Genomic DNA, 23,132 nt, shown 5'->3' on the forward strand with positions numbered 1-23,132 from the left:
CCAGGCCCGCACGTGCCTGCCCGCACGGAGGCGTTAAGAAAGCGTTAAGATCCCCGGAACACCCGGCCGGAGGCAGTTCGCCCGGTGCTAGGCTCCGTGAGTTATCAGCTCAGCGTCGCGCCTGGAACGGGGAATGGTGCCCGTGACGGGCACCAACGAAAGACACGTCCTTGACGGCTCCCGCCCGGTCTTCCCTTCCCGCCACCGTTCCCAATCCGGAACTCGAAACCGAACCGCGCAGTGTGCTGGCCAAGTGGCTGCTGGAACACCGGGTCAGCCAGCCCGTCGGCCCAGAAGCCAACGAGCCCCACGGCGGGCAGCAAAGCTGGTGGAAGGTCATGTGCCTGACCGGCGTGGACTACTTCTCCACCCTCTCCTACCTGCCTGGCATCGCAGCGCTCGCGGCCGGCGCCCTCTCCCCGCTGGCCACCCTGCTCATCGTGGCCCTGACGCTCCTGGGCATGCTGCCCATGTACCGGCGGGTGGCCAGGGAAAGCCCGCACGGGCAGGGATCCGTGGCGATGCTGGAACGGCTCCTGCCCTTCTGGCGGGGCAAGGTTTTTGTGCTGGTCCTGCTTGGCTTCGTGGCCACCTCCTGGATCATCACCATCACCCTTTCCGCCGCCGACGCCACCGTGCACCTGCTCGAGAACCCGTACCTGCCGCCGTTCCTGGAAGGCCAGGCGGTAGGCATCACCGTCTTCTTCCTGCTGGTGCTTGGCGCCGTGTTCCTGATGGGATTTTCAGAAGCCGTCGCCGTCGCCATTCCCCTGGTGGCCGTGTTCCTGGTGCTGAACGCCGTCATCATCGTGGCCGGGATGGTGGAAATCCTCGCAACGCCCGGCGCACTCAGCACGTGGACCGACGCCCTGGCCTCCGCCGGCGGCGGGCCGGGCGGAATCGTGGGCCCGGCCCTGATGGCCTTCCCGCTGCTGGTCCTGGGTCTCTCCGGCTTCGAGACCGGCGTCAGCATGATGCCCCTGGTTGCCTCCCACGGCGCCACCGCCGAGGAAAAGCTGGCCAGCCGGGTGCGCAACACCCGCAAACTGCTCACGACGGCGGCACTCATCATGAGCGTGTACCTGCTGGGCAGCAGCTTCGTCACCACCGTGCTGATTCCCGCCGAGGAATTCCAAACCGGAGGAGAGGCCAACGGCCGCGCCCTGGCCTACCTGGCCCACGAACACCTGGGCAACGGCTTCGGGTCCGTCTATGACGTGAGCAGCATCCTCATCCTGTGGTTCGCCGGCGCCTCGGCCATGGCCGGCCTGATCAACATCGTCCCCCGGTACCTGCCCTCCTACGGCATGGCCCCGGACTGGTCCCGCGCAGTCCGCCCGGTGGTGCTCGTCTACACCGCCATCAGCATCCTGATCACCATCGGCTTCAACGCGGACGTGAACGCGCAGGCCGGGGCATACGCCACCGGGATCCTGGCCATGATGGTCTCCGGTGCCATCGCCGTCACCATCTCCGCCATCCGGCGCAAACAGCCGCCCGCCGCCGTCGGCTTCACGGTGCTCACCCTGGTGATGCTCTACGCCCTGGCCGCCAACGCCATCGAAAAACCAGACGGCCTGGCCATCTCCGCGTTCTTCATCCTGGGCATCGTGGCGGTCTCGCTCGTCTCCCGGATCAGCCGCACCACGGAGCTGCGCGTGGACAGAATAGAGTTCGACGACGACGCCCGCCGCTTCATCAGCGACACCCTGGACTACGACGGCCGGATCAACCTGATCGCCAACCGGCCGCAGGCGCGCAACGGTGCAGAATACGCGGACAAAGAAGCAGAACAGCGGGAGAACAATCCCGTGCCCGGATCGGCCGATGTCATCTTCCTGGAAATCGACATCACCGATCCGTCGGAGTTCAGCGACACATTGCACGTCCGCGGCGTTGAAGTGGACGGCCACCGGGTCCTGCGCGCGCAGAGCCCGGCCGCGCCCAATGCCATCGCCGCCATCCTGCTGGCGCTCAGGGACGGTACGGGCGTGAAGCCGCATGCCTACTTCGAGTGGTCGGAAGGGAATCCCCTGGCGCACCTCATGCGCTACCTGCTCCTGGGCCGCGGTGACACTGCCCCGGTGGTCCGGGAGATCATCCGTGAAAACGAACCGGACCCGGCGCAGCGCCCGGGCATCCACGTGGGATGAGCCTGCGAAAGAGCATCCCGCCGTCGGGCCCTGCCACAGCAGGGCCTGACGCTTCCAGCGTGGCCGCCGTCCGGAAGCTGCTGCGGGACGCCCGGAACGAAAAGGAGGGCAGGAAGGCAAACATCGTCCGCCGGATCCTGACCCACCCGGTCAGGGCTGTACCGGTCGCCTTCCTGATGGTCATTATCATCGGGGCGGCACTGCTGATGCTTCCGGTCTCACGCACGGACCCCGACGCCGGGGCCTTTATGGATGCCTTGTTCACCTCGGTCTCGGCGGTCTGCGTCACGGGCCTCATCACCGTGGATACGGCTACCTTCTGGACCCCGTTCGGGCACGTGGTCATCCTGGCGCTCATCCAGGTGGGCGGCTTCGGCATCATGGCGCTGGCCACCCTGCTGGCACTGCTGGTCCGCAAAAGCATCGGCCTGCGCGGCCAGCTCGTGGCGCAGACGGAAACCCACACCCTGAACCTCGGCGACGTCCGGGCAGTGCTGGTGCGGGTTGCAAAGATCATGCTGGCCTTTGAGTCCGCAACGGCCGCGATCCTCACAGCGCGGTTCTGGATCGCCTATGACCAGAACCCCGGAACCGCCCTCTGGCACGGGATCTTCCACGCCATCTCCGCGTTCAACAATGCCGGGTTCTCGGTCTACAGCGACAGCCTTATCGGCTTCGCCGAGGACCCGTGGATCATCACCCCGATCTGCCTGGCCGTCATCGCCGGCGGGCTCGGCTTCCCGGTGATCATCCAGCTCAGCCGGGGCGGGACCAAACCCCGGAACTGGACCGTCCACCTGCGCCTGACCATCTACGGCACGCTGTTCCTCCTTCTCGCAGGGATGGCGCTGTTCGCGGCGTTTGAGTGGAACCGGAACGAAACGCTGGGCCAGCTCTCCTTCACCGGCAAGATCCTGGGCTCCTTCGCCGGCAGCGTTTTCCCCCGCACCGCCGGGTTCAACAGCATCGACTACGGCGCCGCGGCCCCGGAAACCCTGATGGTCACCAACATCCTGATGTTCATCGGCGGCGGCAGCGCGGGCACCGCCGGCGGCATCAAAATCACCACGTTCCTGGTGCTGGGCTTCGCCATCTGGAACGAAGTCCGCGGCCGCGACCAGGTGACCATCGCCCACCGTTCCGTCAGCTCCTCCTCCCAGCGCCAGGCCCTGTCCGTGGCGCTGCTGGGGGTCGCCGCCGTGGTCATCGGAACCATGCTGCTGCTCCTCTTCACCGACTACAGCCTGGAAAAGGTCCTGTTCGAATCCATCTCCGCCTTCGCTACGGTAGGGATGAGCACCGGCATCACCTACAATTTGCCGCCGTCCGCGGAGTGGGTGCTGATGGTACTGATGTTCACGGGCCGCATCGGCACGGTAACGGTTGCCTCCGCACTGGCTCTTTCCGCCCGGCCCCGGCTCTTCCACCTCCCCGAGGAACGCCCCATCATCGGGTAGGGGCAAGATTGCATCAAGCGGTGGCCGGTCCTAGGAATCCCCGGCCGCCCGCCGCTAATATCTGAGGCAAGTATCCCTTCTTATTACCCGGGGGCCAGTGCGGCATGGTCGAAACAGTCACTTCAGCAGTTTCGCCGGTCATCAAGCGGAACAACGTCACCGTATCCGGGCGGGCGGACGGGCCGGTGATGATGTTCGCCCACGGCTACGGCTGCGACCAGGACATGTGGCGGCGGCTCCTGCCCTACTTCGCCGACACCTACCGCCTGGTGCTCTTTGACAACGTCGGCGCGGGCCGCTCCGACGTCAACGCCTACGACCGCGAGAAGTACGGAACGCTGGACGGCTACGCGGCGGACCTCCTGGAAATCTGCGACGCACTGGACCTGAAAGACGTTATCCTGGTGGCCCATAGCGTCAGCGCGATGGTCGCTGTCATCGCCGCTGCCCGGGAACCGGACCGGTTCTCCCGGCTGGTCCTGGTGGCTCCGTCCCCGCGCTACATCAACGACTCAGCCGACGGCTACGTGGGTGGATTCTCGCAGGACGATATTGAAGGCCTGCTCACTTCCCTGGACAGCAACTACTTCGCCTGGGCCGAAGCACTGGCGCCCATGGCCATGGGCCACCCGGAGGCGCCGGAGCTTTCCGAGGAACTCCGGAGCAGCTTCTGCCGGACCAATCCGTCCATCGCCCGGCATTTTGCCCGGGTCACCTTCCTCTCGGACACCCGGTCCGTGCTGGAAAAGGTGGGCAATGACAGCCTGATCCTGCAATGCTCCGATGACCTCCTTGCGCCGCAGGAAGTGGGTTCCTACGTGCACCAGCACCTTGAGCGCAGCACGCTGGTCCAGCTCCAGGCCACCGGCCACTGCCCGCACATCAGCGCACCGGAGGACACCGCCAGGGCCATCCTGGAATACCTTTCGGCCAGTCCGTGACAGATTCCCACGGGCCGGGCCCAGGCCATTTCGAGGCGCTGTTCCAGCAGGCGCCGTGCGGGTACCTGGTAACGGACGACGACGGACGGATCACGGCGGTCAACGATACCTTTGTGCGCTGGTCGGGTTACGGTCGGCCCCGGCTGGTGGGCTCCAGGCTGCAGTCCCTGATGCCGGTGGGGGACCAGATCCTCTACTCCACCCACTGCATTCCGCAGCTGGGCATCAACGGCGCCGTCTCTGAAATAGCTGTTGAAATCATCGACGCCGACGGCGGACGCCGTGCGGCGCTGCTCTCGGCGTCACGGTCACCCGGCTCGGGAGGGGAGCCGGCGAGCGTCCGCGTCATTATCTTCAGCGCCCATGAGCGCCGGATGTATGAACGGGAGCTGGTAGCGGCACTTCGGACTGCGGAAGAAGCGGATGCCCGCCGCGCCGAGGCTGAAAAGGAATTGCAGCACCTCGCCCTCCATGACGGCCTGACCGGGCTGCCCAACAGGGCGGGACTCAAGGCCAAGCTGGACGCCGCGCCGGACCACGTTAGGGCCGGCGGGGACCGGTTGGCGGTCCTGTTCATTGACCTGGACCACTTCAAAGCCGTCAATGACAGCCTAGGGCACGCGGCAGGGGGCGAACTGCTGGTTTCCGTCGCCGAGCGCCTGGCAAAGGCTGTACCGGATCCCGGTTCCGTGGCCCGGCTTGCCGGAGACGAGTTCGTTGTGGCGGGCACCTTCGCCGGTGCCGGGGAAGCCACTGCCCTTGCCGCGGAACTGTTGGAGGTCATTAAGGCTCCGGTCCGGATTGAAGGGCTGGAAATAGTCACCTCCGCCAGCATCGGAGTTGCCGCCGCAGGGGACGAAGAGGAAAGCCTTGAAGACCTGATCCGGCGGGCCGATATCGCGATGTACCGGGCGAAGGAACTGGGACGCAGCCGCTGGGAACTGCATGAGCCGGCCGCGTCCGATCCCACCGTGGACCGGCTCCGCGCCTTGGGTGAGCTCCGCCGGGGAATCAATGAAGGCGCCCTCCGGGTGCACTACCAGCCCCGCGTGGACCTGCGTACGGGGCGCACCGTCGGGGTTGAGGCCCTGGTGCGGTGGCAGCATCCCACACGGGGACTGCTGCCGCCGTCGGAATTCATCACCATGGCCGAAGAATCGGGGCTGGTTCGCCCGCTCGGGGCCTGGGTCCTGGGCGAAACGCTCAGGCAGGCGGACAACTGGCGCCGGGAAGGCCGCGGCGGCGCGGGCCTCGAATTCGCCGTCAACCTCTCCGCCCGCCAGCTCAGCGACCCGGATCTGGTGGCCATGGTGGAAGGCGCCCTCCGGCTGCGGGACATCGAGCCTTCGCACCTGCTGCTGGAAATCACCGAAACGGCCCTGATGGCAGACCCCAATGGTGCGCTGGTTTCGCTGACGGCCCTCAAGAAGCTTGGGGTGGGGCTCGCCGTGGACGACTTCGGCACGGGCTACTCGAGCCTGACATACCTGAAGAAGTTCCCCATCGACGAGCTGAAGATCGACCGGTCCTTCATCAACGGCCTCGGATCCGATTCCGGGGACTCTGCCATCGTGGGCAGCTGCATTGACCTGGCCCATGCGGTGGGAATCCGGGCAGTCGCCGAGGGAGTGGAAACGCCCGGGCAGGTGCAGACCCTCAAATCGATGGGTTGCGACCTCGCCCAGGGTTATCACTTCGCCCGTCCGCTGCCTGCCCCGGCCCTGAAGGAGTGGCTGGACGCCCATGCCGACGGCGATCCTGTCAGCGCATAAAAGTTTCCACCGGACTGGGAGTGCAGCTACCCGCTATTCGGATACAGCTGCACTTCCAGTCGGTGGAAAGCCTGAAAGATAAGAAGTGTGCGGCCGGCACCCTGGTCCGATCTGTGGACGCGGCGGGTGCCTGGCCTAAAGCCTTATGCGGCGAGCAGTGCCGGCCGCGAGGTGGTATGTTGACGCCGCGGTGCCAGGACACTGATAGTGCACGGCTTCTGCGACGGATCGATCATGGCCGGCAGATGATGGGTATCGGAGCACGCCTGCAGCTGCTCCAGTGCCTCGTCATCCACCACGGCATGGGAGATATCCAACTTCAGGTCCAGTCCCTGCTTGATGGAATTGGCGCGCTTGACTACTACATAAAGCGCGTTCACGCTGTGCACGGTGATGTGCCCCTTTGCAATCACCAGAGCTTTCGCATGGTCGAGATCTACACGGACAACAATGTTGAGCTTTGAATTCACGTTGTAAAGCCTTCCCCGGCATTGGCTGCGACGCTGCAGCTTCTTGCATTGGCCTGTTTCTTAAGCCTCAATCAGAGTAGGGGGTGAATGTGATCCACGCAACAGTTACGGATTTATTACACCGATTGTGGATGCTGATGTTGTGACGCCGCAGAGCCCCCTGTTGCCGGGAGCATGCCGGAAGCCCTGGAAGCCGCGGCCGTCGGCTCCCACGCCGCCGGCCGCCGTCGTCCGCTCCCGCAGCCTTTCCGCGCCGGGCTCACACCGACTCGGGAAGCCTTCCTGTTAATACTGAGACCGGGGCAGCAGACCAGCGCTCACGCTCCGGTTCGTAGGAGATCACCACTGCGGCATCGATGTCGCGCGCTTCGTCCATGGCCAGCAGCAGGGCGTCTTCAACGTGCCGCGCGTATTCGAGCCGCTCGGCCAGCCCGCCCTGCAGGTCGCTGTCATCAATCAGGACATGGCCTTTGCCGTCCACGATGACCTTCAGCGAATACCCCTGGTCCTCATGGAGGGACCCGCGGGTGGATGAAATCTCGGTGACATTGTCTGCCCGGACCAACCCGTTGCCGAGCGTACGGATCCACACTTCACCCATGAAATGAACCTCCCCTTTGGTTATGGGCGCGGATCAGCACCCATAAGGCAAACGCTAGTCCTTTGCAAGGGTTTTGTGACCCCCAAACGGGTGCCTTTCTCGCCGCTGCTGCCGGCCAACCTAAAATAAATCTGATGACTTCCCCGGATGCCCCACAGCCCTTCACCCTGCGCGGCATCGCCGTGGCCGCTTTCGGCCCCACGCTGCTTTTTGGGATCGGGCAGGGCGCCATCCTTCCGGTAGTGGCACTGACCGCGCGCGACCTCGGCGCTTCCGTGGCTCTCGCGGCACTGATCGTCACGCTGATCGGGCTCGGCTCGTGGTTCTTCAACTTGCCCGCATCCCTCGTGACGCTGAAATTCGGTGAACGCTGGGCCATCGTGGGCGCGGCCGGGGCCGCCGGTCTGGCGCTCGCCGCGGCGGGGCTGTCCTCCCTGATCCCCAACGGGCTGTGGCTGCTCGCGGCGGCGATGGCCGTCGTCGGAATGTCCGGGGCGGTGTTCGCGCTGGCACGGCAGAAATACCTGACGGAAGCGGTGCCCGTGGAGTTCCGGGCGCGGGCGCTGTCCACGCTGGGCGGCATGAACCGGATCGGGGTGTTCATCGGGCCGTTCCTGGGCGCGGCGGTGATGCAGTTCTCCGGCATCAGCGGCGCGTACTGGGTGGGCGTGGTGGCCATGGCCGCGGCCGCGCTGCTGTCCCTCACCATCCCTGACCTGGAAGTTGCGGGCGGGTCCGGCGGCGGCCACAAGGGTCCGGAGCCCACCCTCCGCAGCGTCGCGGTGTCCCATGCGAAGGTGCTCCTGAGCGTGGGCGTGGGGATCCTGCTGCTGAGCGCGCTCCGGTCCTCGCGCCAGGTGGTCATCCCGCTGTGGTCGGACCACCTGGGCATGGACGCCAGCTCCGCGTCATTGATTTACGGGTTGTCCGGGGCCATCGACATGCTGGTGTTCTATCCCGCCGGGAAGCTGATGGACCGGAAAGGCCGGCAGTTTGTGGCCGTCCCGTCCACGCTGCTGATGGGTGCTGCGCTGCTGCTGATTCCGCTGACAGGTTCCTTCGGCGGGCTGCTCCTGGCGGCGCTGCTGATCGGGTTTGGCAACGGGATCAGTTCCGGGCTGGTGATGACGCTGGGGGCGGATTTCTCGCCGGACCGCGGCCGCGGCCAGTTCCTGGGGCTGTGGCGGTTCATGGCCGACGCCGGGTCCACCGGCGGGCCGGTACTCCTCTCCGGGGTGACGGCCCTCGCCTCCCTGGGCGCGGGGATCTCAGCCACGGGCATCCTGGGGTTCGCGGCGGCGGCCGTGTTCGCCGTCGTGATTCCCCGCATGAAGCACCGCCGGAACTACTGACGCAGGCGTTATCCTCAACAGATGAGTGAAACGGGGACCCCCGCTCGTATCAGTCCGCTGCAGAAGGGCATGTGGTGGCTGCAGGACTACGTCTATGCCGCCATCTGCCAGGTCCAGGGCGCGGTGTCCCGGGTGCAGCCGGGTTCCTTCCACAAAGGCCACCTCAACCCCGTGCTGATTATTCCGGGCGTGTACGAAAACTGGCAGTTTATGATGCCGCTCATCAGGTCCATCCACGACGCCGGCCATCCCGTCCACGTGGTCACCGTGCTGCAGCGCAATAAGCTGGACGTTCCCGCCGCCGCCCGGATGGTGGCGCAGCACCTGGAGGAAGCGGGGCTGCGCGATGCTGCCATCGTGGCGCACAGCAAGGGCGGGCTGATCGGAAAGTACGCCATGCTGAACCTGGATCCCGAGCACCGGATCGAGCGGATGATCGCGGTGTGCACGCCGTTTTCCGGGTCCCGCTACGCCCGTTACATGCTGCTGCCCAGCCTGCGGATCTTCTCCCCGAACAACGCCCTGACCCTCCAGCTGGCCCGCGAGGAGACCATTAACAGCCGGATCACGTCCATTTACGGCCCGTTTGATCCGCACATTCCCGAGGGCAGCGTCCTGCCCGGCGCCACCAATATCGAGCTGCCCACGGCCGGGCACTTCCGGATCCTCGGTGACCCGGAGACCGCCCGGATCATCGTGGAGCAGCTGAACCTTCCGGCATGACGGGCGCTGTTGTGGAAGAACCGGACCACTCACCGTCCAGCAACGCGGTGGTGCGACGGCAAAGCAGGTGGGCCACCGTCCTGGCGGTCCTGCAGCGGCTCCTGTACCTGGTGGTCACCATCGCCGTGGGCTGGGCCGTCTATTACTTCCTGCTCGCGCGGCTCTCGCGAGGCCCGGAACAGGCATGGGTTTTCCTGCCGGTCTGGCTGATCCTGGCCTACGCCCTGCTGCCGCGCGTCCACAAAATCCTCAGCAGCCTGTACATCCCGGACTACTTCATCGGGCGGACAAGGACGGGCGACGGCGTCCTGGGCGATCCCGTGAACCTCGCGGTGGTGGGGCCCAGGGAAGAACTGCGGCAGGCCATGCTGACGTCCGGCTGGGTGGAGGCTGATCCCATCACGCCTGCCTCCGCCTGGCGCACCCTCACGTCCACCGTGATGGGCCGCAGCTACCGGTCGGCCCCGGTGAGTTCGCTCTACGTGTTCGGCAATAAGCAGGACCTCGCCTTCCAGCGCGAAATCGACGGCAATCCCCGGAAACGGCACCACGTCCGGTTCTGGAAATGCCCGGCCGGGTGGCGGCTGCCGGGCGGCCTGGCCGTGGACTGGGTGGGCGCCGGCACCTATGACCGCAGCGTGGGGCTGTCCCTGTTCACGTTCCAGATCACGCATAAAATCGCCGACCGCACGGATGAGGAGCGGGACTTCATCATCGAGACGCTCCGCTCGGCCAACGCCGTGGAATCGGTCCACATCATCCTCAACTACTCCAGCGGCTACCACCACCGCAACGGCGGCGGCGACGCCATCCGCACCGACGGGCACCTCCCCATTATCGACCTGCACCCGCCCGAGCGGCTGCGGCGGACGGGCCCGCGTTCATAGGGCGGCTCCTGGGGGGTCAGCCGTTGCCCGGATGTTCCGGGCTGGTGGCTGTGCCCAGGATGTGGGCGAGGGCCGGGGCCAGCGGTCCGGGGGAGAAGCCGAAGCGCCGGCAGGCCTGGATGGTGAACCCTGCTGCCGTGATGGCCGCGGGCGTGTCCCGGTTGAGATGGCAGCCGCCGGCCAGCCGCCGCCAGACCGGGGTGATGAGGTCTTCTGCGGCCGCGACCAGCGGGTTTGCTGAACGGACATGTTCATAGAAGGCGAGCGTTCCGCCGGGTCGCAGCACGCGGCGGATTTCGCGCAGTGCCGCAGCCTGGTCCGGGACGCTGCACAGGACAAGGCTGGTAACGACGGCGTCCGCCGCCGCATCCTCGGCCGGGATCCGATCTGCGGCCGCGGCCCTGACAGTAACGGGCACTGGTGCCGAGGCCGCACCGGCAAGGGCCAGGTTGCGGAGATAGTCATCGGGTTCGATGGCAAGAACGTGCGTCACGGTCCTGGGGTAGAGGTCGAAGGATGAACCGCTGCCGGCCCCGATTTCGATGACGTTCCCGCTGAGCCCGGCAAGGATAGTGCGCCGGTGCCGGCTGCCTCCGCGGCTGTCCATCTCTTCCACGCCCCGGGCGTAGGCCCGTGCGAAGCGGGGATGCTGGAGGTCCGCGGGCCCGTGCTCCCCGGTGCGGTCCGGCTCGCGCCTGCCTTTGCCCACGATCGCGTCCTTCGTCCGAAGCCTGTTCCGGTGTTGTGCCATGCTATCGGCCCCGAGCATGGCGGGCATCAGGACTTTTAATTGACGTTGAAGGTGTTGCTGGTAGCCGCGGGCAGCGTCCCGCTCAGGGCAGTCAACACGCAGCCGGTGGCCTTTCCCGGAACCTCAAGCTCGGGGAAGGAAGCCACGCCTCCGGTGGAGGTTTTGGGGAGATTGTTTTTGAGGCTGCAGTTGGACTGCAGGGTTACCGGCACCGTGGCGTCTGTGGGGTTGCCGAAGGCATCCACGATCCGGACGGTCACCGCGGGGAGGATCAGTTTGTTCTTTTCGATTTCAGTGCTGATGGCGTCGAAGAGAAGTTTTCGTGGCGGTGCCGCTGAGATGGTTGCGGTGACTGCCGCGGGAGCCGCCAGGCCCGGTGCTGCTGTGGTGATGGTTGCCGTGCCGGCTTTGGTGTCGCCGTAGAAGAACGACGCCGACGACGAGCCCGCGGGGATGCCCACCGTGGTGGTCCTTACTCCGTTTGATGCTGCGGCGAAGAAGCCCGCGGCTGTTGAGGTTGCCAGTATGAGGGTGGTGGTTCCTGCCGTGACAGGGTTTCCGTACGCATCCTGGCGCTGCACTGTCACCGGGCCGAGCAGGGCGCCGCTGGAAGCGGGGCCTGTCAGGGTGCTGCCGGCAATGAGGACCAGCTTGTTCGCAGCCGCTGGGGTGACCGCGAAGCTGCGGCTGGCGATACCCGCGTAGCCGGGGCTGGCAGCGATGAGCGTGTAGCCGGTGCCGGCTTTGTCGATCGACAACCCGGTAAACGTGGCTGTGCCGGACCAGTTGGTGTAGGCAGTTGCTGTCCCGGAGAGTGTTCCGCCGCCGGGGTTAGCCCCGATGCTGACGGTGATGGGCACGCCCTGCTCCCACACTTCAAACCCGAAGATGGTCCGCAACTGGACCTGGAACGACGTGATGGCCGAGCCGGCAGTTACGGTGGCGGCAGGCTGGGACGTGTAGGAGAGATCGCGCAGGCTGGTCACCGTCACGTTGCCGCTCGCGGTGCCGGCGGCTGTCCATGACCGGTAGACCGCGGTGACCACGTACCGGTGTGTCCCCTCCGGCACCGAGGTGTCCGTGCAGGAGGTGGAGGCGACCAGGGCCGAAGGGCCCGATCCGCAGGCTGCCATGGCCGTGGTGCCGGTCAGGCGGGTGACGTAGTAGCCGGTGGGAACGATCGCACCCAGGGAAGCAGTCCAGCTGACGGCTACGCTGGAGTTGCTGCTTGCCGGCACCTGCACGTCCGTGGGCGGAAGCAGTGTGGCGACTGACGCCGTCGTACTTCCTGTTCCGGTGGCGCGCCAGTAGGCCGCGGCCGGCACGGCACCCACAAGGGCCGCGATGACCGCGACGATAACGGCCAAGGCAACTGACCGGACCACCGGAGAAAACAAAACCAGCTCCCGCCGAAGCCGGGGGGAGGCTTCGGGGGAGCTGGCGTCTGCGGGCACGGGGACCTTCCAAAGAAATCGAGCTTGCAGCAGTTAGGCGGACTTCATCACCATCGGGCTATGAAGCTGATTGACTGTTGAAGGAAGGCGAATCCGGGCCCTCTTCAGCTGGCCGCGAAGTGCAGGGGTACCGCCGCACCCTTGCACCCGTCCTGGTTCACACCCGGGCGGTCGATCATCTGAAGCGTTACGGTGCCGGTCACGGACTCCCCGGCCTTGATCTCGGTGGCGGTGAAGGACGGTGTGCCGACAGCGAAGTCCGCTGCGGAGCATCCGCTGACGGCGGTCCAGGTTGCGCCGCCGGTGCCGGCCACAGTGACGGCCATGTTGCTGAGCTTCTGGACGCCGGTGCCCGGGTTGGTCACCGTGAAGGTGGCGGTCTTGACGGGGCCGTTGGGGGAGAGCGGATCCCCGGCAATGGTGCTGGTGACTGTGAAGTTGGTGGCGGTGCCCGCGGCGGTGGTGGTGTCATGCGTGCCGGTGGCGCTCCAGTAAGCGAAAGCGGCGCCGCCGCCGATAGCCACCAATGCAACGGTGGTACCGATGATGCGCTTTTTACGTCCTGCTACCTTGCCCATGATGTGCCCCTAAAAGTTTGTGCGGTGTTCCGCTGAGACCTTTTGAGCCTTAGCGGCTCCGATAGGAATAGCTTGCTGGAGCTGCCTCAAATTACACACGGGTAATCACTCAAGGTTGGGTCAAAAGTTGATCGACGTTTGCGCAGGTCAGAGCCATTCCGACCGGAGCGCAGGAAGGGGGCTGTCCCCGGAGACCCGGGTGTGCCAGTCTTTGAAGAGGGGCCGTTTCGCGATGGCAGGAGGACTGTAATGAGGATCGCCTCAGGGCAGTTCAGCGCGGGCAGGGAACCCCGGAAGAACCTGCAGCAGATCGCCCAGCTGATGCAGGCCGCCGCGTTGGGCAACGCGGACCTGCTGTTGCTTCCGGAGTCCAGCCTCTATGCGAGCAGTGAACCCTCCATCGTCCTCGCGGACGTGGCGGAGCCCCTGGACGGCCCTTTTATCAGCGGCATCGCCACACTCGCAAAGTCCCTTAGGCTGCCGGTGGTTGTGGGAACCACCGAGGCCAATCCCGGCGGCCTTCCGTTCAACACCCTGGTGGCCCTCGACGGCGACGGCGACATCCAGGGCACGTACCGCAAAGTCCACCTCTATGACGCCTTCGGCTACCGCGAAAGCGACGGCACCAGTCAGGGCATCATCGGGGAGCCGGACCTGCTCTCCTACGGCCAGCTGCGCCTGGGCATGCTTACCTGCTACGACGCGAGGTTCCCCGAGAGCGCACGCCACCTGGTGGACGCCGGAGCAAACGTCCTGCTCCTGCCCGCCATGTGGATCGTGGGTCCGGGCAAGGAGGACCACTTCATCACCCTGGTGCGGGCGCGGGCCATCGAGAACACCTCGTACGTTGTCACGGCCAACCAGTGCGGACCGCTGGCCACGGCCTACTCCATGGTGGTGGACCCCTTCGGGGTGGTGATCGCCAACGCCGGAGAGGCGCCCGGCGTCGTTTTTGCCCAGCTTGAACCCGAGAGGATCGCGGCCGTCCGGACCCGCGTCCCGTCCCTCCGGAACCGCCGCTTCAAGGTGGTCCCGGCGGATACGGAATGAACCCAAAAAGTGTGATCGTCTTGACACGAGGAATTGACGGCGACGAAACATTCCGGGCCCTCCGCCGCCATAAAATTGTAGGGAGCTAGATCTTCCTGGAGGGACCACAGTGCACACCACCGACGCCGCGATGAAACCTGTCATCGGACTCACCACCTACCTCGAGCAGGCCGGCACCGATGGTTGCGGCACGGTCAGTGCGGCTTTCCTGCCGGAGACGTACCTGAAACCCATCATCGCCGCCGGCGGTATGCCCATCCTCCTGCCGCCGCAGCCGGTGATGGCAGGCATGGTTGAACTGCTGGTCAGCAGGCTCGACGGCCTGGTTGTTCCCGGCGGCTGGGACGTCAACCCTGCCCTCTACGGCCAGGAAGCACACCCCGCGACCGATACACCGCGCCTCGAACGCGACGCCTGGGAGCAGGCCCTTATCCAGGAAGCCATCCACCAGGACGTACCGCTGCTGTGCATCTGCCGCGGCGAGCAGCTGCTGAACGTAACGCTCGGCGGCAGCCTCCACCAGCACCTGCCGGACGTGATCGGCAACAGCCAGTACCAGCCCGGCGGCTACACCTTCAACCGCATTCCCGTGGAGGTCAAGGCCGGGTCCCGCCTGGAACAGCTGATCGGCGCCAACCCCGGCCCCGTCCCCGTGTCCCACCACCAGGCCGTGGACAAGCTCGGCGAGGGCCTCATCGCCGCTGCCTGGAGCGAGGACCAGGTGGTGGAGGCCATCGAATATCCCGCGGCTACTTTCGCCATGGGCATCCAGTGGCACCCGGAGGAGCTGCCCGAGGACTTCGGCCTGTTCCGCGGTTTTGTCGAAGCCGCCGCCGCGAAGTTCCTGTCCCGCCTGGTCCCGGCCACACCGCCGTCGGCCGTCTCCGCAGAAATCAATGCCAGCCTGGCCGGGCCGCCGCTCGGCTGACGCGCAAACTTCCCCTCAAAGGAGCAATAGAACCGCCCCGAAACCGCGCATCCACCCGCGTGGCTTTCGGGGCGGTTCTTTGCATTGCAGCTTGCGGAGCATAAATAAGCATGCTTAGTATGTTTTAGACACTGAGGTTAAGCCAAACGCTTCATGGGTTTTGAACCAGGGAGCAGAAATGGCTGGTATCCGTAACGATGTTCTTTTTGTCCGCGGACTCTTTCCCATCGGGGGAGTGGCCGGTTCGAAGGGGCAGCTGTGATGCGCCGGGTAGGTGTTGAGGAAGAGTTCCTCATCGTGGATAACGCGGACGGGCATGCTGTGCCGCTCGGCGACCTCCTGGAACGCCTCAATGATGACGACGGGCTGAGCCGCGAGATGAAGCAGGAACAAATCGAGACCTGCACCCTGCCGAGGATCAGCCTGGACGAGCTGGCGCAGGACATTACACTGCGCCGGGCCAGCGCAGACGCAACGGCCCGTGCAGTAGGGGCACGGTCCGTAGCCCTTGCCACCTCACCCCTTCCCGTGAAATCCACCACCAGCCCCGGCGTCCGGTACGAGCGGATGATCGAGCGGTTTGGCCTCACTGCTGTGGAGCAGCTGACCTGCGGCTGCCACGTGCATGTAGAGGTTGAGTCGGACGAGGAAGGCGTTGCCGTCCTGGACCGGATCCGGATCTGGCTGCCGGTCCTGATGGCCATCACAGCAAATTCGCCTTACTGGAATGCCACGGACTCCGGATACGCAAGCTACCGCTCCCAGGCATGGAACCGGTGGCCCACCGCAGGGCCCTGCGAGATCTTCGGATCGGCCGCGGCCTACCACCGCCAGGTCAACGAGATCCTCGCTTCCGGAGTCCTGCTGGACAGGGGACAAATCTACTTTGACGCCCGGCTCAGCCACCGCCATCCCACCGTTGAAGTGCGGGTGGGGGATGTATGCCTGTTTGCCGACGACGCCGTCCTCCTGGCCGGCCTGGTGCGGGGCCTGGTGGAAACGGCGGCCAGGCAATGGCGTGATGGCGTGCCTCCCGCCCCTGTCTCTGCCACACAATTGCGGCTTGCCTCCTGGCAGGCGGGCCGCTTCGGGCTCGACGGCGACTTGCTGGACCCGCTCACCGGCAGCCCCCGGCCCGCCTTCGAGGTGGCCATGGCGCTGCTGGACCACGTCCAGGCCGCGCTGAAGAGCCAGGGCGAATTCGACGTTGTGGAGTCCTTGCTGTTCCAGGTGTTGACCAGGGGCACCGGCGCTGCCCGCCAGCGGGCCGCCTTCGCCGAGACGGGCAGTCTGTGTGGTGTCATTGCCGACGCCATCCGGATCAGCAGTCTGCCAACCACACCGCTCCACACGCTGAGGGGTTTGCCGCTGCTGGCCACCGACCAGAGTTCCTAGATAACGATCCAGGAGGACACATGGACCAGAACGAAACACCGGTGCTTGATGCACTGGCCGAACACCAGAAACTGGACAGGTACGGTTTCACACCCCCGGCGCACCGCCAGGGCCGCGGCGTCGACCCACGCGTCCTGGAGGTGCTGGGCGGGCAAAGCTTCAAGTCCGACGTCGTTGCCTCCTCTGGCCTGGACGACCGGAAGTCCTCCAACGGCTACCTGTCCAAAGCCGAGCAGCTGATGGCCGAGGCCGTGGGCGCGGACAAAGCCTTCTTCACCACCTGCGGCAGTTCACTGTCCGTCAAGGCAGCCATCCTCGCGGTCACCCGCGGCGAAGGTGAACTCCTGATCGGCCGGGACGCGCACAAGTCAGTGGTCTCGGGGCTGGTGCTCTCCGGGCTCCAGCCGCGCTGGATCAAGCCGCGGTGGGACAACGAGCTGAAACTGGCCCATCCGCCGTCACCCGAGGCGGTGGAGGAGATGTGGCAGCGGTACCCGGACGCTTCCGCTGCGCTGATTGTCAGCCCCACCCCCTACGGCACCTGCGCGGACCTGGAGGCCATCGTGGAGATCTGCCACAAGCGGGGCAAACCGCTGATCGTCGATGAGGCCTGGGGGGCGCAGCTGCCCTTCCACCCGGACACCCCCACCTGGGCCATGTCCGCGGGCGCGGACATCTGCGTGGTCAGCGTCCACAAGATGGGGCTGGGCTTCGAGCAGGGCTCCATGTTCCACCTCCAGGGCAACCTGGTGGACCCGGTCCGCCTGAACCAGTGCGCCGACGTTTTGTCCACCACCAGCGCAAACGTCCTGCTGTACGCGGCGATGGACGGCTGGCGCCGGCAGATGGTGCAGGACGGCAAGGCCCTGATCGACAAGGCCCTGGAGCTGGCCAAAGGACTCCGGCGGGACATTGAGGCGCTCCCCGGGCTGCATGTCCTCGAAGACGAACTGGTCCATGCCGAGGCCTCGCATGATCTGGACATCCTCCACATCATGATCGACGTTTCCAGGCTGGGCATCAGCGGGTTCCAGGCAACGGACTGGCTCCGTGAAAACTGCCGCATCGACATGGGCACAACAGACCACCGCCGCACAGAGGCCGTCATCTCGATCTCCGACGACGACGGGACGGCGGAGCGTCTTCTGGCCGGGCTCCGTGCACTCACTGAAGCCGCCCCGGACCTGCCCCGGCCGCCCGCCGTCGTCATCCCCGATGAGGAGGACCTCTACCTGGAGACGGCGATGCTGCCCCGGGACGCGTTCTTCGGGCCGGTGGAAGTCATCCCGTGCGAGGAAGCACCCGGCCGCATCGCCGCGGAAATGGCCACGCCCTACCCGCCCGGCATCCCGCTCCTGCTGCCGGGCGAACGGATCAACCAGGCCGCCATCGACTATCTCAGGAGCGGCGTGGAGGCAGGCATGGTCCTGCCCGATCCCGCCGATCCAACACTGAAAACCATCAGGGTGGTCCGCGAAGAACCACACCGATCGCAGTAAATCGCAAGGAACGAGGACAGCAGCATGTGCGGTATAGCCGGCGAAATCGCCTTCAACGGAAGACAGGCCTCCACGGAGGCCGTCCTGGACATCATGGGGGCAATGACGTCGAGGGGACCGGACGGACGGGGAACATGGGAGGCGGGCTGGGTTGCACTGGGGCATCAGCGGCTCAGCATCATCGACCTCTCGGAGGCCGGTGCCCAGCCCATGGTGGACGACGGAGGCCTGACCATCACGTTCAACGGCTGCATCTACAACTACAAGGAACTACGCCGGGAACTCGAACCCGAGTTCACCTTCCGGTCCACCAGCGACACGGAAGTGATCCTGAAGGCCTACCGGAAATGGGGCGACGACTTCGTCCACCACCTGGTGGGAATGTTCGCCATCGCGCTGTACGATCCGCGGCGGCACGAAGTCCTCCTGGTCCGGGACCGGCTGGGCATCAAACCGGTGTACGTCTCGCACCTGCACGGCAGGCTTCGCTTCGCGTCCAGCCTTCCGGCGCTGGTGGCCTCCGGCGGGATCGACACCTCCATCGACGAGGTGGCACTGCACCATTACCTGAGTTGGCACTCGATCGTACCGGCGCCCCGGACCATCCTGGCCGGCGTCCAGAAGCTGCCGGCGGCCACCATCCGGACCATCCGCCCGGACGGGACCTGGCGCGACCGCGAGTACTGGAAGCCTTCCTACACGCGGAAGGCGGAGCACGCGGGCTGGTCCGCCGCGGACTGGCAGGACGCGGTCCGCGAGTCACTCAAAACAGCAGTACGGCGGCGGATGGTGGCCGATGTGCCGGTGGGTGTCCTTCTCTCCGGGGGACTGGATTCAAGCCTGCTGGTTGCGCTGCTCGCGGAGGAGGGCCAGCACGGGCTCTCGACGTTCAGTATCGGGTTCGACGGCGCCGGCGGGGATTCCGGGAACGAGTTCGCCTACTCCGACCTCGTGGCGCGGGAATTCGGCACGCGGCATGAGCAGCTGCACGTCAGCACCTCCGAATTCGCACCCTCCATTGCCGGGGCAGTGGGGGCGATGTCCGAACCGATGGCCAGCCACGACGTGACGGCCTTCCACCTGCTGTGCCGGACGGTGACGGAACACGTGAAGGTGGTGCAGTGCGGCCAGGGCGCCGACGAGGTATTCGGCGGGTATGCGTACCACCAGCCGCTTGCGTCCGTGGGCCGTGCCCGGGCTCTGCCGGCTTTCTCGGCGGGTTTTGTGGACCACAGCCATGAGGAGCTCCTGAACATCCTGGAACCCGAGTGGTACTGCGGCCCGGATGTGAGCAATGAGGTTCTGGCCGCCAACCTGCAGGCTCCAGGAGCGGAGACTGCCCTGGATGCGGTGCTCCGGCTGGACACGCACCTGCTCATGGTGGACGACCCCGTTAAGCGTCTGGACAACATGAGCATGGCCTGGGGCATCGAGGCCCGTGTCCCGTTCCTGGACCATGAACTGGTGGAACTCGCCGCCGCCTGCCCGCCGGAGCTGAAGGCGTCGCAGGGCGGGAAGGGGATCCTGAAGGACCTTGGCCGGCAGCTGCTTCCGGCCGCGGTGGTGGACCGGCCCAAGGGCTACTTCCCCGTTCCGGCACTCCGGCACCTGGAAGAACCCTTCATCAGCCTGGTGCGCGAAGCCCTGCATGCGCCGGAGGCCAAGCAGCGCGGTCTCTTCCAGCCCGCGTACCTCGACGGGCTCCTGGCCAACCCCAACATGCAGCGGACCCCCGTGAACAGCAACGTGCTCTGGCAGCTGGCGCTGCTGGAAATGTGGCTCCAGCAGCACGGGGTGGGCTAAGCCTTGGCCCGGCTTCCTGCCTCCACCTCCCTGTTGGCCCCGCTCCGGCAAGCGGTGCGCGCGGACTTTCCTGCCGCCGTCTGCCACTTGTCGGAGCTGGTGCGGATTCCCGCGATGGCCTGGGACTCCTTCGACCCCGCCGAACTGGACAAGGCCGCGCGGCACGTGGCGGGACTGATGCACCAGGCCGGGATTGCCGACGTCGACATCCTGCAGGCTCCCCGGCCGGACGGTGCGCCGGGGGCGCCCGCGGTGGTGGGGCGCAGGCCCGCCCGCAACGGCAGGCCGACCATCCTGCTGTACGCGCACTACGACGTCCAGCCGGCCGGGGACATCGCCTTGTGGGAGAGCCCGCCGTTTGAGGCGGTGGAGCGGGACGGCCGGCTGTGGGGCAGGGGAGTGGCGGACAACAAGGCGGGGGTAATGCTGCACCTGGCCGCCCTCCGGAACGTGCTGCAGGTCCTCGGGGACGATCTTGACCTCGGCGTGACGGTGTTCATTGATGGTGAGGAAGAAGCCGGTTCACCGTCGCTTCCCCTTCTGCTTCAACAGCACGGAGACCTGCTGCACGCCGATGTGCTGGTGGTGGCCGACTCCGGAAACTGGAAGGTGGGGGTCCCGGCGCTGACCACCAGCCTGCGCGGGCTGGTCCTGGGCACCATCGAGGTGCGGGTGCTGGACCACGCGCTCCACTCGGGCACGTACGGCGGACCGCTGCTGGATGCGGTGACTGTGCTCTCACGGCTGATTGCCACGCTGCATCACGACGACGGGAGCGTTGCCGTGGCGGGGCTGCTTTCCTCTGAAACGCCCGGGCCGTCGCTGTCTGAAGAGGAGTTCCGGGCCGATTCCGGCGTGAGGCCCGGGGTGCCGCTGGTTGGCTCGGGATCCTTGACGTCGCGGCTGTGGACCAAGCCGGCGCTGGCGGTGATCGGGATGGACGTCCCTTCGGTGGCACTGTCCTCGGACACGCTGCAGCCGGTGGCACGGGCCAAGTTCAGCCTCAGCCTGGCGCCGTCGACGGATACGGCAGCTGCCATGGAAGCGGTCCGCCGGCATGTGGAGAAACACACTCCCTTCGGTGCGGACGTGACCTTTACGCCCGCGGGCCGGACCGAGGGCTTCGCCGGCGACGCGTCCTCGCCTGCTGCGACGGCCATGCTTGCGGCGATGGAGGAGACGTGGGGAGTGGCCGCGGTCTGCATGGGGGTGGGCGGCTCTATTCCCGCGGTCAACATCCTGACCAGGCTGTACCCGCGGGCCGAGGTCCTCATCACTGGTGCCGAGGATCCGGATTCCCGCGCGCACGGGGCGAACGAGTCGATCCACCTGGGCGACTTCGAAAACGCCATACTCGCCGAGGCCGTCTTGATTGCCCGGCTTAATTCCCCGGACTGACCTTGCCCTCTCCCGGGAAGACCTGTCAGCGCCGTCCCGGGTCCCGCCGCCGGGCCGTGAAGGCGAAGAGGGCCGTGGTGGCGACGGTGGCCAGGTACCCGGCAATGACGATCAGCGAGATCCCGGCCCAGAAGTAGTTGGTGGTGCTGGCTTCCTGCCAAGGGCCCGGCGCGATCCGGACCAGCGAATACATTGCCACGGCCGCCGACGCCAGGCCGATCAGCACCGGCAGCGTCAGCCAGATCCTGGCCGAGCCCAGGTGCGCGCCGAAGCCTTCCCATACGATCCACGTCCCGCGCCGGATGATCAGCCAGCCCGCGGGAATCATAAACGCGCCCACCAGCAGGAACGCCGCCACCACATCCGCCGGCCGGTGCCACTGGTTGATCAGCGTGGACACCCCGGAAGCGATGGCGAAGGTGCCGCCCACGAAGCCGGCCATGGGACGCCAGCGCGGCGATGCCATCAGGAACACCGCAGCCGCAGCCGAAGCCGCCAGGGTGGTGTGCCCCGACGGCAGCGAGTTCAGCTCCAGTGTCACCACGCCCTTGTCCGGCCGCGACGGCAGCAGATCCTTGAGCACCTGCGTGGCAATATTCGCGCCCACGCACGCTGCCACCGCGATGCCGGCTTCGGTCCAGTGTTTGCGGATCACCGTGACAAACAGGACCACAACGGCGGCCATCACCAGTGAGATGGTGGGCAGCAGGTCCAGGAACTTGGTGCTCGCCTTCCCCGCCGGCCCGTGGATCTGCACGGCCTCCACGAGTGCGGACTCGTCGATGAACTGGCCGGTGGTGGTCTGGACGAAGTAGTGGTACGTGGCAATCAAGCCGGCAATGCAGGCCAGCGTGGCAAGCACAAACAGGAAGCCTGAGCCCGGAGCGGGCCTGCTGGGTGTCCTGGTGGATGTATGCCGCGAAAGTGTCACCGCTTAAGGGTGTCACAGAAAGCTGGGAGCCCGCCGCGCAGCGTGACCGGTGCAGGCTCAGGAGAGTGAAGCTGCGAGTTCCTCGATGATCTCGAACTGCTCGCGAACGCCGCCTTCCATGCCGGACCGGGCAATCATGTCGCGCACTTCCTTGCTGCCCGCATTGGTGCGGATGCTCACCAGGGTGGCGCCGCCGTCGGCCGGTTCAAAGGTGACGGTGTTGACCACGGCGCCCTCCTCGCTGTTGGGCGGGGTGTCCGGCATCTCCATGATTTCGGTGTGGACGATCCGCTTGTTCGGCACGATCTCCCGGTATGTCCCGTGGAAGGCAACCTCGAATTCCCCGTGCGCCACCATCACGTACCGCCAGGTCCCGCCCACCCGGAAGTCCATGTCCGCCACGGTCATTTCGCCGCGCCTTCCTGGCCACCATCTCCTGACGAGGTCCGGCGTGGTCCAGGCTTTGTAGACCAGATGGGGCGGCGCGTTGACGGTGCGGGTGATGAGGATTTCCTGGTCGCTGGGGAAGCTGACGTCCAGGGTGCTGGTGTGTGCCATTGCCTTGCTCCTTAGCTTTGTGTGTCTTCAGCTTTGTGTGTCTTCGTCCTTGAAGTCCGTTAGGACATCCTCCAGCAGTTCGAAGCGTTCCTCCCAGAGGTGCTGGTAGCTGGAAATCCAGTCGTGGATGGGCTTGAGCGCCTGTGGGTTCAACCGGTAGACGCGCTGCCGGCCCTCGTCACGGGACATTACGGCGCCCACCTCGCGCAGGACCCGCAGGTGGCGTGACACGTGCGGTTGCGCCAGGCCCAGCAGGTCCACCAGTTCGTTGACCGGCCGCTCGCCCCCGCTGAGGACGTCCAGGATTTCCCGACGGCGGGGCTCGGCCACCGCGTTGAATGCATCTGCCGTTGTTGCTGCCCGTGCCATGCCCTCATCATATATCCATATGTGTATGTGTTGGAAGGGGTCCGGCCGCCGCTTGTACAGTG

At 66.1% G+C, this 23,132-nt stretch carries 21 protein-coding genes; 13 read left to right on the forward strand and 8 right to left on the reverse strand.

What is annotated here, in order from left to right:
- Positions 1–170: 170 nt before the first annotated feature.
- The 4 genes from ARTSIC4J27_RS05170 to ARTSIC4J27_RS05185 all read left to right on the forward strand — a co-directional run bounded on the left by ARTSIC4J27_RS05170 (position 171) and on the right by ARTSIC4J27_RS05185 (position 6,323).
- A complete protein-coding gene (locus ARTSIC4J27_RS05170) occupies positions 171–2,153 on the forward strand; it encodes an APC family permease (protein ID WP_050054146.1) in 1,983 nt (660 codons plus the stop codon).
- Positions 2,150–3,610: a TrkH family potassium uptake protein gene (locus tag ARTSIC4J27_RS05175; RefSeq protein ID WP_083435336.1), complete on the forward strand. Its 1,461-nt coding sequence runs from the start codon at positions 2,150–2,152 to the stop codon at positions 3,608–3,610. Before ARTSIC4J27_RS05170 ends, ARTSIC4J27_RS05175 begins: the two co-directional genes overlap by 4 nt.
- 104 nt (positions 3,611–3,714) lie before the next feature.
- Positions 3,715–4,551, forward strand: a complete 837-nt coding sequence (locus ARTSIC4J27_RS05180; protein WP_050054147.1) for an alpha/beta fold hydrolase — start codon at positions 3,715–3,717, stop codon at positions 4,549–4,551.
- Positions 4,548–6,323, forward strand: coding sequence for a sensor domain-containing protein (locus ARTSIC4J27_RS05185; protein ID WP_050054148.1), 1,776 nt, complete (start codon positions 4,548–4,550; stop codon positions 6,321–6,323). Before ARTSIC4J27_RS05180 ends, ARTSIC4J27_RS05185 begins: the two co-directional genes overlap by 4 nt.
- A 143-nt stretch (positions 6,324–6,466) precedes the next feature.
- On the opposite strand, the gene ARTSIC4J27_RS05190 is transcribed toward ARTSIC4J27_RS05185, so the two are convergent.
- The gene (locus ARTSIC4J27_RS05190) at positions 6,467–6,793 is read right to left on the reverse strand and encodes a hypothetical protein (RefSeq protein ID WP_050054149.1); all 327 of its coding nucleotides are present in this window, start codon (positions 6,791–6,793) and stop codon (positions 6,467–6,469) included.
- A gap of 259 nt (positions 6,794–7,052) precedes the next feature.
- Positions 7,053–7,394, reverse strand: coding sequence for a thioredoxin domain-containing protein (locus ARTSIC4J27_RS05195; RefSeq protein ID WP_050054150.1), 342 nt, complete (start codon positions 7,392–7,394; stop codon positions 7,053–7,055).
- A 134-nt stretch (positions 7,395–7,528) separates the two neighbouring features.
- On the opposite strand from ARTSIC4J27_RS05195, the gene ARTSIC4J27_RS05200 reads away from it, so the two are divergent.
- The 3 genes from ARTSIC4J27_RS05200 to ARTSIC4J27_RS05210 are packed head-to-tail and all read left to right on the forward strand — an operon-like array spanning position 7,529 to position 10,356.
- Positions 7,529–8,746 (forward strand): MFS transporter, encoded by a 1,218-nt coding sequence (locus ARTSIC4J27_RS05200; protein ID WP_050054151.1) that lies wholly within the window; start codon positions 7,529–7,531, stop codon positions 8,744–8,746.
- Positions 8,747–8,767: 21 nt separating this feature from the next.
- On the forward strand, positions 8,768–9,469 hold the full coding sequence (locus tag ARTSIC4J27_RS05205) for an esterase/lipase family protein (RefSeq protein WP_050054152.1): 702 nt from the start codon (positions 8,768–8,770) through the stop codon (positions 9,467–9,469).
- Positions 9,466–10,356: an LssY C-terminal domain-containing protein gene (locus ARTSIC4J27_RS05210; RefSeq protein ID WP_050054153.1), complete on the forward strand. Its 891-nt coding sequence runs from the start codon at positions 9,466–9,468 to the stop codon at positions 10,354–10,356. Before ARTSIC4J27_RS05205 ends, ARTSIC4J27_RS05210 begins: the two co-directional genes overlap by 4 nt.
- A 16-nt stretch (positions 10,357–10,372) precedes the next feature.
- On the opposite strand, the gene ARTSIC4J27_RS05215 is transcribed toward ARTSIC4J27_RS05210, so the two are convergent.
- The 3 genes from ARTSIC4J27_RS05215 to ARTSIC4J27_RS05225 form a co-directional block, all read right to left on the reverse strand.
- A complete protein-coding gene (locus ARTSIC4J27_RS05215; RefSeq protein WP_083435344.1) occupies positions 10,373–11,107 on the reverse strand; it encodes a class I SAM-dependent methyltransferase in 735 nt (244 codons plus the stop codon).
- Positions 11,108–11,142: 35 nt separating this feature from the next.
- On the reverse strand, positions 11,143–12,561 hold the full coding sequence (locus ARTSIC4J27_RS05220) for a hypothetical protein (protein ID WP_152683788.1): 1,419 nt from the start codon (positions 12,559–12,561) through the stop codon (positions 11,143–11,145).
- A gap of 104 nt (positions 12,562–12,665) precedes the next feature.
- Positions 12,666–13,139, reverse strand: coding sequence for a hypothetical protein (locus tag ARTSIC4J27_RS05225; RefSeq protein WP_050054154.1), 474 nt, complete (start codon positions 13,137–13,139; stop codon positions 12,666–12,668).
- A gap of 249 nt (positions 13,140–13,388) precedes the next feature.
- On the opposite strand from ARTSIC4J27_RS05225, the gene ARTSIC4J27_RS05230 reads away from it, so the two are divergent.
- From ARTSIC4J27_RS05230 to ARTSIC4J27_RS05255, 6 genes are all read left to right on the forward strand, one after another.
- Positions 13,389–14,189, forward strand: a complete 801-nt coding sequence (locus ARTSIC4J27_RS05230) for a carbon-nitrogen hydrolase family protein (protein WP_050054155.1) — start codon at positions 13,389–13,391, stop codon at positions 14,187–14,189.
- A 109-nt stretch (positions 14,190–14,298) separates the two neighbouring features.
- Positions 14,299–15,117 carry a gamma-glutamyl-gamma-aminobutyrate hydrolase family protein gene (locus ARTSIC4J27_RS05235; RefSeq protein WP_050054156.1) on the forward strand — a complete coding sequence of 273 codons (819 nt, stop codon included), beginning with the start codon at positions 14,299–14,301 and terminating at the stop codon, positions 15,115–15,117.
- 261 nt (positions 15,118–15,378) lie between these two features.
- Positions 15,379–16,512, forward strand: coding sequence for a glutamate--cysteine ligase (locus ARTSIC4J27_RS05240; RefSeq protein WP_050054157.1), 1,134 nt, complete (start codon positions 15,379–15,381; stop codon positions 16,510–16,512).
- 20 nt (positions 16,513–16,532) lie between these two features.
- Positions 16,533–18,011, forward strand: coding sequence for an aminotransferase class I/II-fold pyridoxal phosphate-dependent enzyme (locus ARTSIC4J27_RS23460; RefSeq protein ID WP_050054158.1), 1,479 nt, complete (start codon positions 16,533–16,535; stop codon positions 18,009–18,011).
- 24 nt (positions 18,012–18,035) lie between these two features.
- Complete coding sequence (locus ARTSIC4J27_RS05250) at positions 18,036–19,814, forward strand: N-acetylglutaminylglutamine amidotransferase (protein ID WP_050054159.1); 1,779 nt, start codon at positions 18,036–18,038, stop codon at positions 19,812–19,814.
- Positions 19,815–19,817: 3 nt separating this feature from the next.
- Entirely contained in the window at positions 19,818–21,212 is a 1,395-nt protein-coding gene (locus tag ARTSIC4J27_RS05255; RefSeq protein ID WP_050054160.1) for a dipeptidase, read from the forward strand.
- A 25-nt stretch (positions 21,213–21,237) separates the two neighbouring features.
- On the opposite strand, the gene ARTSIC4J27_RS05260 is transcribed toward ARTSIC4J27_RS05255, so the two are convergent.
- Genes ARTSIC4J27_RS05260 through ARTSIC4J27_RS05270 form a run of 3 tightly spaced genes read right to left on the reverse strand, consistent with a single transcriptional unit; the run spans position 21,238 to position 23,070 of the window.
- A complete protein-coding gene (locus ARTSIC4J27_RS05260) occupies positions 21,238–22,143 on the reverse strand; it encodes a phosphatase PAP2 family protein (RefSeq protein WP_050054161.1) in 906 nt (301 codons plus the stop codon).
- A 57-nt stretch (positions 22,144–22,200) separates the two neighbouring features.
- Positions 22,201–22,701: an SRPBCC family protein gene (locus tag ARTSIC4J27_RS05265; protein WP_050054162.1), complete on the reverse strand. Its 501-nt coding sequence runs from the start codon at positions 22,699–22,701 to the stop codon at positions 22,201–22,203.
- A 27-nt stretch (positions 22,702–22,728) separates the two neighbouring features.
- Entirely contained in the window at positions 22,729–23,070 is a 342-nt protein-coding gene (locus tag ARTSIC4J27_RS05270) for an ArsR/SmtB family transcription factor (protein WP_050054163.1), read from the reverse strand.
- Positions 23,071–23,132: the final 62 nt, after the last annotated feature.

This window comes from Pseudarthrobacter siccitolerans (genome assembly GCF_001046895.1).
GTDB lineage: Bacteria > Actinomycetota > Actinomycetes > Actinomycetales > Micrococcaceae > Arthrobacter > Arthrobacter siccitolerans.

Bases quoted from the DNA above. Each gene is read 5' to 3' on its own strand.
- ARTSIC4J27_RS05200 (WP_050054151.1), top strand. From the start codon at position 7,529: ATGACTTCCCCGGATGCCCCACAGCCCTTCACCCTGCGCGGCATCGCC.
- ARTSIC4J27_RS23460 (WP_050054158.1), top strand. From the start codon at position 16,533: ATGGACCAGAACGAAACACCGGTGCTTGATGCACTGGCCGAACACCAG.
- ARTSIC4J27_RS05195 (WP_050054150.1), bottom strand. From the start codon at position 7,394: ATGGGTGAAGTGTGGATCCGTACGCTCGGCAACGGGTTGGTCCGGGCA.
- ARTSIC4J27_RS05215 (WP_083435344.1), bottom strand. From the start codon at position 11,107: ATGGCACAACACCGGAACAGGCTTCGGACGAAGGACGCGATCGTGGGC.
- ARTSIC4J27_RS05250 (WP_050054159.1), top strand. From the start codon at position 18,036: ATGTGCGGTATAGCCGGCGAAATCGCCTTCAACGGAAGACAGGCCTCC.
- ARTSIC4J27_RS05265 (WP_050054162.1), bottom strand. From the start codon at position 22,701: ATGGCACACACCAGCACCCTGGACGTCAGCTTCCCCAGCGACCAGGAA.
- ARTSIC4J27_RS05240 (WP_050054157.1), top strand. From the start codon at position 15,379: ATGCGCCGGGTAGGTGTTGAGGAAGAGTTCCTCATCGTGGATAACGCG.
- ARTSIC4J27_RS05175 (WP_083435336.1), top strand. From the start codon at position 2,150: ATGAGCCTGCGAAAGAGCATCCCGCCGTCGGGCCCTGCCACAGCAGGG.
- ARTSIC4J27_RS05270 (WP_050054163.1), bottom strand. From the start codon at position 23,070: ATGGCACGGGCAGCAACAACGGCAGATGCATTCAACGCGGTGGCCGAG.
- ARTSIC4J27_RS05205 (WP_050054152.1), top strand. From the start codon at position 8,768: ATGAGTGAAACGGGGACCCCCGCTCGTATCAGTCCGCTGCAGAAGGGC.
- ARTSIC4J27_RS05230 (WP_050054155.1), top strand. From the start codon at position 13,389: ATGAGGATCGCCTCAGGGCAGTTCAGCGCGGGCAGGGAACCCCGGAAG.
- ARTSIC4J27_RS05180 (WP_050054147.1), top strand. From the start codon at position 3,715: ATGGTCGAAACAGTCACTTCAGCAGTTTCGCCGGTCATCAAGCGGAAC.
- ARTSIC4J27_RS05210 (WP_050054153.1), top strand. From the start codon at position 9,466: ATGACGGGCGCTGTTGTGGAAGAACCGGACCACTCACCGTCCAGCAAC.
- ARTSIC4J27_RS05225 (WP_050054154.1), bottom strand. From the start codon at position 13,139: ATGGGCAAGGTAGCAGGACGTAAAAAGCGCATCATCGGTACCACCGTT.